At 52.4% G+C, this 12,164-nt stretch carries 3 protein-coding genes; all 3 read right to left on the bottom strand.

The genetic code is table 11. The annotated features are described in order from the left end of the window. Positions 1–120 precede the first annotated feature (120 nt). The gene (locus LA337_05745; protein UBI17200.1) at positions 121–9,453 is read right to left on the bottom strand and encodes an autotransporter outer membrane beta-barrel domain-containing protein; all 9,333 of its coding nucleotides are present in this window, start codon (positions 9,451–9,453) and stop codon (positions 121–123) included. 195 nt (positions 9,454–9,648) lie between these two features. After that, positions 9,649–10,227 carry a LuxR C-terminal-related transcriptional regulator gene (locus LA337_05750; GenBank protein UBI17201.1) on the bottom strand — a complete coding sequence of 193 codons (579 nt, stop codon included), beginning with the start codon at positions 10,225–10,227 and terminating at the stop codon, positions 9,649–9,651. A gap of 615 nt (positions 10,228–10,842) precedes the next feature. After that, positions 10,843–12,018: a DnaJ family molecular chaperone gene (locus LA337_05755; GenBank protein ID UBI17202.1), complete on the bottom strand. Its 1,176-nt coding sequence runs from the start codon at positions 12,016–12,018 to the stop codon at positions 10,843–10,845. Positions 12,019–12,164 lie beyond the last annotated feature (146 nt).

A 12,164-nucleotide genomic window follows, 5' to 3' on the forward strand; every position in this document is an offset into this window, starting at 1 on the left:
ACCCTTGATTGTGCCGCGTTGCCGGTAAGTCCGCAGACCTGAAAGCGTAGCGCATCAGGCCGCCCTGAAAGACAAAAAAAAGCCCCCTGTAGAACAGAGGGCGGGTAAGTTTATATCTGCTTAGAACGATTTCTTAAAGCCGATAGAGGCATTGACCGGCGCTTCAACCTGCGACTTACTGCCGCCGTTGCTGAATTGCGTACCCAATTCACCGTAGACCTGCAGGTTTCTGTCGATAGACCATGACAGACCGGCGGCAACTTCAGTGCTGGAGTACTGTTGTGAAGATTCCAGCGTGGTGGTGGCGACCGCATTGCTAAAGTGCGTTTTGTCTTTTGACCCCAGTCCCTGCCAGACGTTGACCCTACCGTACGGCTGGAATTTGCCATGGTTGGTGTCATAGTCTGCGACCAGGCGCACGCCCAGACGAGCGGTAAAGGAATCAGCGGTATCCATTTTCACTTTCGTTTGGGTCACACCATCGAGATGCCCGTTATCGAAGTCGCTGTATTGATAGATCAACTGCGCCTGAGGTTCCAGACTCCATGCGCTGGCGCCCAAACGGAATGATTTACCCACTTCTGTCGACGCCGTCAGCGTGTTGCCTCTGACGGTATACGATCCGTTATTGCCGGTCGCCGCCAGGCGGGATTTATGGTTACCGTATTGCAGGACGTTATCAACATACATTCCGTCGCCCGAGAACCAGGTGGCATAGCCGCCGACATAAAACGCGTTGTCGTCGATGTTACCGCCTTTGCCGTCGCTGCCTGTCTTCGTGCCTTTCACGTTGCTGTCGATGTCAAGAATGCTGGTATACAGTCCGGCTTTCCAACTGTCGTTAGCATACATGTCAACGCCGACCTGAATACCCATGGTATGGGAGCTGGTTTGTGTCCCGGCCGCATCATCCAGTTTGGTTTTTCCGGAGTAACCAATCATTCTTGCCCAGGCGCGATTATCTTCATCAATACCCGGTTTAACTTCGTCGCCCATACGCTGGTGCATGTTGCCTAGCAGGCTGATGTCGCCCTGACGAACGACGCTGGCGAGACCAGAATACAGCATAGTTTCTGGACGATATTCGCTTCTCAGGTACCAGTTTTCACCCTGACCTTGAGCATTACCCGCATGCAGTTGATACTCAAATGCGCCAGCAGCCATACGGTCGGCGGCAAGATGGAAGGCGTCACGCGACGTTTGGGCCGTGGTGGTCGCGCCATTGAGCGCCGTCACCACTTCGATGCCATCGCCAATGGTCGGCGCGCCGAGACCAGAGCCGTCGACATCCAGCAGCGTACTACCGCTGGCTTTACCGCCATCGATAATCAGACGGTCGGCAATGCCTGCGCCGCTACCATTCTGGATTGCCGCCATGTTGATAGTCCCTTTTTCGCCGGTGTAATCCCCTTTGACGGTTAACGTTGTGCCAGTCTGCTGGCCGATGAGTGAAACATCGCCGCCGTTGCTCAGGCCCGCTACCGTCTGGTTGTAACCCTGCGTGTTCAGGGTGGTGTCAGCGACAACGTAGTGGTGTGACGCACTACTCAGGGTGTTGGTGTTACCCGCCCGCAGTACGCCGTTGGCAATCAGCGTTGCGCCGCTGTAGCTGTTTTCACCTTGTAGCTCCGTCACACCGCTACCGGTCTGATGCAACTGGCCTTCGCCGCTGATATTACCGGTCAGCGCCAGGGTATCGCCACGATTAACATTGAGTACGCCGTTATCAACGATATCCCCCTGAATGCTACCGATATTACCGCCGTTACCCAGCTGTAAAACGCCTTGTTCGATGGTGGTGCCACCGGTATAGGTGTTATCCAGCGTCAGAGTCAGGGAGCCTTTACCGGTTTTGGTCAACTGACCGTTACCTTCGACTTCCGTTAGCAGGGAAACGTTATGTCCGTTGGTATCGAATGTCCCGCCGCCGGATTCCAGCGTCACCTGACGGGCAGTATCAAACGCTTCGCCATATTTCAGCGTACCGCCATTAAAAGTAATTCCCGTTTCTGGCGCGCCAAGGTTGGTATCGCCCGCCACCTGCAGCGTCCCTGAAGTGATGGTGGTTCCACCGCTATAGGTATTGTCGCCAGTGAGGATGAGCGTACCAAGATCGCCTTTATTCAGGCCGCCGGTACCGCGGATCACGCTGTCGATAGTGGCGGTGTAGTTAGCGCCGTCTACTGTGCCATCGCCGACGCGAATCAGCGTGTTGGCCGTATCGGTGGTAATGGCCTCACCGCCTACGCGATAACCATCGGTAGCGAACTGTGCGCCGCTAATTATAACGTCGCCTTTGCTGTTATCGACGGTGACGTTGCCCGCTTCACCCTGGAAGACGGCAAACGCGGCATCGGTAAACGGTGCGTTCAGCGCGCCTTCTGGCGTTGATTCATCCGTAGTCCAGTTGTCGTTACCCTGGCTTGATTGCCAGATACCGTCGCCGCCGTTGATGACGCCGTTGTTTTTCCACTCGCCATTCTCACCGCCGGTGCCGTCCCAGAAGCGCAGCGTCAGTCCGGCATGGTTGACCAGGTTAACCTGGTTTTTAACCGAGGTTTGAACGTACAGGCTGTCTGCGGCTTCCGGCGCGTTGGCAATGTCCATCACATTGTTGGTCAAGGTGCCGGTGTAGTTGATGACACGATAAACGCCAACGTCAAAACTACCGCCCGGAGAGGTCTCGATATTGAGCTTACCGTCGAGCGTCAGATCGCCATTCACATCAATCAGGTCGTTGAAAGCTCCGCCAGGGGTATAGGCCTGACCAAACTGGTAATCAAGCTGTGCGTTATCGCTGAGCGTCAGTGAACCGGTAGTGAGTTTACCCACGCTGTTGATGGCGGCACCTGCGGTAATATGGCCATCGTCCAGCACATCAACCGCGCCGCCGATAATACCGTTACCGCCGAGCGTTGCCCCTGATTTCACTGTCACCTGACCGGTTGCGGCAGACTGATTACCGTTGACCAGCAGCACACCTTCATTGACGTCCGTGGCGCCGGTCCAGGTATTATCGCCGGTCAGCGTTAATGTGCCGTCGCCGATTTTCACCAGACTGCCGCCGTTGCCGCTGATAATGCCGCTAATGGTGTCATCAAGATGCAAATTACCCAGCGACAATTCTTTATTCCCCAGTTCAACGTTACCCGCACCGGACAACGAACCGATAGACGTAGCGCTGTCGACTGCGCTGATATCGACCTTGCCACCCGCCAGGTTTTTAACGACGGTATCTTCAGCCATCGCCTGGTCGGCTAAGGTCATCAGTCCGCTGTTATTCACCGTAGCATTGCCGCCGCTGGCGTTTTCTTCCAGCGCCAGGGTGCTGTCTTGTGACACGTTAACCTTCGCGTTGCCCGCGGTAGCGTTGTTGGTTAACACCGCTTTTGCTGCGCCCGTCAGGTTCAGTTTTGCGCTCGCAGCGGTGACGTTATCTGCCAGCGTTAACAGGCTGTCGGCAATGTTCATGGTCAGGGACTGCAGACTGGTATCCGTTCCGCTGACATTGAGCGTCGCCCCCTTATTGACGTTCACAGTGCTGCTTTCATTGCTACCAAAGGCCCCGGTTTTGCTGACGTTGACCGTTACATTGTTGGCATTTCCGGTACCGGCAATTTCGGTATCGCCTTTGTAGCTGTTCGCGCGGTCGAGCGACAGGGTGCTGCCCGCATCGCTTGAACTGCTGGTGACTTTCAGTTTACCGTCGCCGGTAATCTCACCTGTTGGCGTGAAGTGGTGTGAATTGAGGTCGAACACCGCCGCGTTATCATGTGCTCCCAGCTCAATGGTGCGATTGCTGGTCAGGTCCGCGCCCATTTGCAGCGTGGAGCCATTGTTGATAGCTAAGTCGGTTCCGCTCTGGCCGAGGTTGCTGTCGGAGGAAATCTGCAACGTACCGCCATCAATGCGCGTGCCGCCACGATACTCGTTATCGCCGCTGAGGATCAGACGACCAAGGTCGGTTTTCACCAGCGTCAGCTTGTCAGTCGTGCTGGCTTCGCGGATAACGGACTCAATGGTCGCGGTGTAGTTTTGCCCCGCGCCACCGGCGCCAACGCGCAGCAGCAGTTCACCGGTTCCAGGCGTCTGGCCTGCGTGGGTCGCGTTTTCCGTGGTGGCATAAGCGTTAAGCGCATCGCCTTTAACGACATAGCCATCGGCGTCAAACTGTGCCCCGGAGAAGTTAACTTCTCCCACGGCGTTATCAACGGTAACGGTTCCGCCTTTGGTGGTGAAGACAGCAAAGGACTTCTGCGCCCAAGGGGCGTTACCTTCACCGGTTGCTGTGGTCCAGTTGTTATCACCCTGGCTGCCGATCGCCATCCATTTGCCATCGCCACCGTCAATTTTGTTGTCGCCTTCAATGCCCGACGCGCCGTGGCTCTGATTGACGGTTGCGCCGTCCCAGAACTGCAGGGTAACGCCGTTGGCGTTCACCAGGTTGACCTGTTTGTCGATGGAGGTCTGGACAAAAATATTGCTCTTATCCTGGCTATCCGGTATCGCGCCTAATTCCAGCGTCTGGTTATTCAGCGTGCCGCCGTAGTTATAAATACGGTACACACCCGGTCCGAAGTTGCCGCCCTGTGAAGTCGTCACATCCAGGGTTCCGTCCAGTTGCAGATCGCCTGCGACGTTAATCAGATCGTTTAGCGCACCGCCTGGCGTATATGCCTTGCCCAGTTCAAAAGCGGAGGTCGTTTTGCTGCCGAGCTGCAGATTACCGTTGATGGATAACGTACCCGCACCGCCGTCACCGGCGCTGAGGGTCGTGGCATCGTTCATCAGCACGTTGCCGCCGATAACGCCATTGCCGCCAAGTGTGGATGTGCCGCTGACGGTGGTGGCGCCGCGCGCTGCGCTTTGATCGCCATTGACCAGCAGCGTACCGTCAGTGACAGTGGTCTCACCGGTATAGGTGTTGTTGCCGTTCAGTCGGGTAATGCCGCTACCGATTTGCTGTAGCGCCCCGATGCCGGAGATCACACCATTGAGCAGCACGGTGTTGGCGCGGTTAATCGCCAGAACGCCGTTGTCGATAATGTCAGACACGGCGCTGACTTCGCCTTCATTTCCGCCGTCACCTAACTGCAGCGTACCAGTTTGATCAATGGTGGTAGAGCCGGTGTAGCTGTTGTTGGCGGTAAATACCGTAGTACCGCCTGCCGCACGTTCGAATTTCCCGTCGCCGCTGATGATGCCGCGATAGATCTGTGCTGCTGACGTATCCCCCTGGGTATCGAAGATAACCTTGCTGCCTGCGCCCTGGGTGGTGATATCGTAATCGCCAATGCTTGCGGCAGTACTGGTTGGCTCGACGTGGTCGCCGGTGCGCAGCGTTGCGCCATTGTTTACGGCGATGGTTTTGCTCGCCAGATTAAGGTTTTCAACGACGCGCACATCCGCATTTGACCCGCTAATGGTCAGTGAATCCCAGCCGGTGCCAATATTGGTGCCGGTATTTAGGTTGTCGCTGGCCAGCGTACCAATCTTCGCATCTTTCGTATCGGTGAAGGTGAGGGCGTTGCCTGTACCCGCAGCGGTCATGATGTGGCGCGTTTTATCCAGCGTCACATTGCCAATGTTGGCCTTATTGTTACCACCGGTACCCGCGAAATTCACTTCGCCGGCATAGGAGCCACTGCGCCAGTTGAAGGTGTCCGCACCTTCGCCTGTGTTGATTACACCACTGGTCACACCGCCGCTGATATCAATGGTGTCGTTACCTTTACCAGACTGAATGGCTACCGCCGTGTCGTTGATAGCCTGCAGGGTTCCCGTGTTGGTAATGGTTTTGCTGCTATCGCCGCTGGCGTCGATCACCGGTGATGTGGTGCTGGCCGAGATAATCTTGCCGCTGTTGGTTAATGCGCTGACGTTTTTCGCGATGATCGCCGAACCGCCTGCGCTATCATGCACGTTGATGTCAGCATTGGTGGTGACACGACCGTCCGTATTGGCGCGAATCCCGCTCCCTTCACTGTTTTGTACTTCAATGGTGTAGCCTTTGCCGATAGTAAGGTCGCCCGTCACCGCATCGCCATTGCGTTGTTCAAAAGCGAAGCCGGTACCTTTACCATTGACGTTAAGGATGTTGTTCAGCCCATCTTTCATGTTCAGCGCCACGCTGGTACGGATCCCCGGGCCATCGTTGGCATTGATGGTCACGTCATTGAGCGTGATATCGGTATTGTTGGCATCGTTTTGAATACCGGCACCCGTCCCTTTAGCGCTGATAGTCACACCTTTTGCAGCCAGCTTACCCGCTCCCGTCTCGAGACGAATGCCGTCTGCTGAACCATTGGTCGTGATGGCATCGCCGGCATTACCGGTAATACTCAGGCTTGCACCATTGGTCAGCAGAACCCCTGCGGTTCCGTCATCAACGGTTACCTGGCCCAGTTTTTTAATCTGTGCGCTGTCACCTGAAGCCCGTACGCCGATGCCGTTGCTGACGTGCAGGGCGCTGGAGGCGTTATTGGTTAAACTCCCGCCTTTTTGAACATCAACACCGATGCTGTCGACGCTGGCCAGATCGATAATCGCTTTGGTATCGAGGATCAGGTTGCCCAGATTTCTCGCCACATAGGCGATAACCTTGTTGCCGCTGACTTCAGAGGTGATCTTCGCGTCCGAGGTGAGGGTGGTGCTCGTGGCATTACCCTGCGTATTGCCATTCAATTGATGCGCCTGACCATCCACAACCCCGGCAACGGTTCTTTCACCGGTCAGATTAATGGTGGTTTTATCGCTGATAGTTCCTTTCGCGCCGCCCTCGATAACCAGTGCCGCGGAGTCGGTACCCTGAACGGTGAACGTTGCTTCACCAGTATCTACGCTACTGCCAGCCCCGGTGGCGAGAACGCCAACAGAATTGTTACCGCTGAGAGTCAGATTCAGGTTGGAAGTGGACTGATCTTTCGGGTTAGTGGTATTACCGGCCAGCAATGCGCCATTGGCGATACGGAAAATGGTGGTGCGATCCTGACCGTTGTCATTCATCACCGCCTGACCAATATTGGCGGTAGCGCCTTTACCATACAGGTAATAACCAATCTGATCGGTGCTGTTGAATGACGGGCTACTCAGGCTGTCAACGTTAGCGATGGCGTTATCACGCACGTGTACGCCGATGTTACCGGCCTTATCCAGCGTGATGTTGGAGTAAACGTTGACCACTGCCTGGCCGTTAGCGCCGCCTTCTGCCCAGATGGCGTAGTTACGGTTACCGACGCCGCCTTCTCCGTCCACCACGATAGAGCCTGCCGCGCTGGTGGTGACTTCGGCATTTTTGTTATTGGCGCTAACGTGGATCCCCACGTTGTTGGTGCCATTTACGTTAATCTTGCCGTCGTTGCGGATTTCCTGATTATTTTCCGCGCCACTGTCGCGTACGGAAATGCCGTAGTTCTTACTGCTACCTCCTTCAGAACCGCCATTGATCACGATGTTGCCGGTATTGAGGACGTTGCCCGTGGCATTCCCGACCAGAATCCCCGCGGCGTTACGTATGCCGGTTCCCAGCGTGATAAGGCCGTTGTTAATAACTTCTTTAGCACTCTTGGTCATAATACCAGCGCTCAGGCTGGAACCGCCCGCCATGGTGACATCTTTAGACGGATCGCTTGCGTCGCGACCAAGATAAATTGAGGCATTCTGAGCGTTGGTAAAGGTGGCATTCCCGGCGACTTCTACGCCATAAGCGGTGCCTTTGGCAAAGGATGCACCGCTTTTACGCCCATCTACGACGTTGATATCGCCGTTGTTGACCCCTTGCGCATCGTCAGACAATTGCATACCAATAGCCAGCGTCAGCGAAGAGTCGGGTACGTCTTTGCTCCAGGGATCGGCTGCCGACGCGGTACCAAAGTTATCGGTGGTGATCGCCTGGTTGATGGTGCCATTGTTCGCTATCTGGCTGGCGCCTTGCCCCTGCATGCCAAATGCGCCATAGCTGTTGACGTTTTGGTTGCCGTCTTTGTCGATAAACAGCCCGGAATTGATGATCCCGTTGTTGGTTGCCGTAGCGTCTTTTGCCAGCATGCCAATCGCCAGACTCTGTCCGGTAGAAGTACGTAATGCGTTCAGTTGGCCGAGGTTGTTGATAACCCCGCCATCAATGGCTTTCATGACGCCATTAATACTGCCGTCAACGGCAATAATCGCATCTTGGTTCAGGGTGCCGGTGGTGCCTGCACCGTTGGCGTAAATAGCATGCAGCTCACCGCGGCCAGCGGTCGCGTTATTGCTATGTGACAAGCCGTCGGTCCAGACGTCGTAATCCCAGGTGAGCACGTCTGAGGGCTTGCTGGAGTTGATAAGATCATCAATCAGCTCGGCATATTTCGTTTGTGCGGCGGTGGAGGTAGTGACAACATTTGCATCCAGCCACAGCTGGATTTGGCTGACTTTTTCGCCTTCCGGGTTTTCTGCTGCATCGCTGCTGTTGCCCAACAGCCAGTCGTTAAAATCGGCCAGATCCTGCGTGTTGGTAATGCTAAATGTGCGCTCACCCGTTTCGACGACATTGCCGTCTGTATCATAACCGTAGGTCATGAGCTTCACATCATCGCCAAACACAGAGGTTTGCGCCGAGCCGGCGAAGGTTTTTTCAGGAATAACCGGAGCAGCGTTAAATTTTATGTAGTTATCGGATTGCCAGTTAACCTGGCTACCAGCGTCCTGAGCCTCCAGTAAGGAGGAGTCTTTGGCCAGCAACTCGATAGTATTGGCTTTGTCGCGGACATTGAGCGTGTCGTTGCCAATATCCAGATTGGCTATGGAGCCATTTGTCGCCAGCGCGATGCCAAATTGTTTATAGATTTTAGACAACGTTGGATCGTAGGTGTTTAATGCCGAATCGCCAATCTGCGATTCGGTAAGGAAATTATTTAAGTCATTGGTGTTAAAGACTTTAATAGTTGTAGGTTCGCCAGGGAAGGCCGGGTCGTTAATATCAAATTCTGTGCTTTGTGATGGTGTCGACGATTGGTTATACGTCAGGTATTCCGCCAGTTCTTCAGCGGTAGTAATCGTTTTTACGCCCTGGTCAGGGCTGGTGGCCTGCAGGGTGATTTTGCCGGTTTGCAGTAGCTCTCTGATGGTCGTTGATTCAACAACACCACTTTGGCCTGGGGCAATCGTTGGGATCGCGCCGCTGATATTGAGCGCCTGACCAGCAGTGATATCTTTATATAAGAATCCGTAGTCGTGGATACCCTCATAATCTCCAACGGAAATACCTGCCTGGTAGTCGGTGAAAATATTGTGCTCACCGATATCGATAATCGGATCAGCGGAAGCCGGCATTGAAGCAGCGCTTAATGCGCCGGCCGCCAGTACGGCGACAGTTTTACGCGAGCTGCTTTTTTTCTTTCCTTTAGTTAATTCGGAAACGACCACCCAGATACCGAGTACCGCGTTCCAAATAATGCTGTAAACTTTGTTCATATATAACCCTCGTCTACATTCCTGTTATGTATGTGTTAATACGTTGAGTTGTTGGCTATGGTTGGCACGCGGATGTGCTACCCGGTAATAGATTTCGGAAAATAGGGTTCCCTTCCGTGCGATGCGGAATTAAAAATTTGAGCAGAAAGAAAACCTTTTAAATGGTAAGCGTGATAATCGTCCTTAAAAAGTCAGTTATGGCTGGCTATAGTGGGAAATGGTGTACTTGAGTCGCGAGTTATTTTTGCCGAGTTTTCTGGCAATGTTGCTTTTGTACGCCCCGATGGTTTTTTCACTTTTTTGTGATGCTCCGGCGATTTGCGTCAGTGACCAACCCCGGGCCAGCATCATCATTACGCTGAATTCGTTTGCTGTGATTTTATTGTGTAGTTCTTTGTTATTGCTTGGTTTTTTGTTTTGTGTAATACGCGTTACGGCATGCAGTAACCGATCAAGGCTGGCGTCTTGATCGAGAAACAGCATGTTCTTCCCGCAAACGGTTTGAAAAATAGAAAAAGTAGCTTCATCTGCCAATACAATGATTCTTGTGGCAGGGCGTAAAGCCATGTTGCGGATAATCCTGGCATATTTTAAAAAATCTGTGTTGTCAGGATTAATAATGATGCAATCCGTTTCATAAGGGATTATGTTGACGGCAGAAAGCGTCTGAGAGGAGTAATACGCGATATCAATATATAATGATGAACCACGTAGGATTTCTCGCATGCCTAGCCAGGGGTAAATTGAGTCACCCAAAAAAATAGCCTTAGACATAACGATCTCCTTGAAATTTTGATGCAGGCGACCGCCTCTTTTTTTAAGAAGAAAAAGAGTTTCTTGCGACGCATGAAATGTTAATTAAATCTCGTATAACGTTCTCTGGTGTGAACGCATCCTTATTTATTACAGATTCCACAGATATTTCTGTATTAATTCGAATCATTAACTATTCTTAAAGTAGATATTACACTTTGTTAAAATTTAAGATAAATCGTTTATTTCAGCTCTGCGTAAATGATTGATAGATTTCGCTTATGGATCACGCTAATAATGATTGAGTGATATCGATAAAGACAGGTTATTCCTATTCATTGTGCAGGGGATTTATATGGAAAACTTTATATTTCATACAGATACCTGTTTTTCTTGATGAGATGATTGGTGACCAGGAGAATTCTTAATCAAGACCAGGACAAAGAGAAGGGGAGCCAGGGGGAAGAGAGAAATATCGCTCAATTTGTAGTTATCGACCTGAAATTAGAATTTTCAGGTCGATAATTCTTAGTGGTGTTAAGTTTTTAGGGAATTATCCTATTTTGGGCTTTTTGTGCTTAATTTTAAAATCTCACCTGAAGAGGTTATTTTTTCTGATTGCATTGCTGATAACGCTTAGCCCGCCAACAGGTCCTGTTCAACCTGATGCACCTGTTGTTCCAGCGTATTGCGGATTTCCGTAAGCGCCCGTTGTTGATCGCAGAAGTAGGCCTCTTTATCTGTGACGGAGGTGGCAAGCCGCCAGGCGTTCTCAGCTTCCAGTTCGGTAATTTCTTTGAGCAGCGCATTAATTTGTTCTCTGAGCTGCTGTATTTTGCTGCGTAAATGCTGCAGATCGTTCAATCGGTCACTCGCCATCATCGGTTCGAGGCCACTTTGTAATTGAGTCAGTAGCGCCCGAACGGCGGCAAGATCGGCATTTTGGCGCGCCTGGTTAAGCTGAACCATCATCTGATGCGCTTTCTCTTTCAGACAATCTGCCACCACATCCGGATGACAAAGACGGCTGGCCTGACGCCACAGGCGTTTTAACTCGTTACGTTCATCAGATGAAAGTCGCTGGTCACGGTTATAACGATGTTGCGCATCCTGCTGCTGCTCCTGAAATTCATCATATTCATGGCTGGCCTCTTCCTGAGCCTGGCGGGTTGCGCTGTCGTCCTGGCGAGAAAAGTCGTTTTCCAACTCACGAATCTCCGCCAGCAGGGCGGTAATCAGTTCCGTTTGTTGCTGAATACGTTGGCGTGTTTCCACCGATTCGCGCGAATCTGAATTAAGGTTCATCCAGTGCTGCTTGAGCCTGGCAAGTTGATCAACAGCCTGGGAAATATAGTGCTGACAGGACTGATAGTCTTTTTCCCGACGTTTTCGCTCCGCTTCCTGTTTACGCTGGGCGCTGGCGGCGAGCTGTTTACGTAACTCGAGGATCCGGCTCATTAGCGGTCCAAGGCGAAGATGATACAGATCGTTGAAATCATCGAGGATTTGAATGCGCGTGTTGCGCTTATCGATCAGGTCACGCAGCTGTGTTTCGAGCGCTTTAAGTTCCAGCTTACTGGCGGCAATGGCGGGATCCTGCCACGTAGAGACTGCCCGTTGAGATTGCAGCCAGGCTGAGATTTCACGCAGGGCATCACTAAAGCGTCGTTCTTCGATCGCCTGCACAATGGTGCCTGGCACGACGGATAAAGGCTCATTTTTCAGATGTTCTACCTGCTGGAAAATAATTTCCTCATCTTCCAGTTCAATAGCGCTTTTGACGATTTCCAGTCGTTTAATGATCTTATTCATGACAGTCGTTGCCTGGCCTGGCTCAAAAACGAGTGACTAAAACACAGCCGGTTCACCCGTTTGAAAATGTTAGAAAAACAGTAAAGCGCATTCTGTGGCCTGCGATGCCTTTTCGTCCAGAATAATTCACTGTAATTATGAAAAAC

The sequence above is a fragment of the Citrobacter europaeus genome (assembly GCA_020099315.1).
Classification (GTDB): domain Bacteria; phylum Pseudomonadota; class Gammaproteobacteria; order Enterobacterales; family Enterobacteriaceae; genus Citrobacter; species Citrobacter europaeus.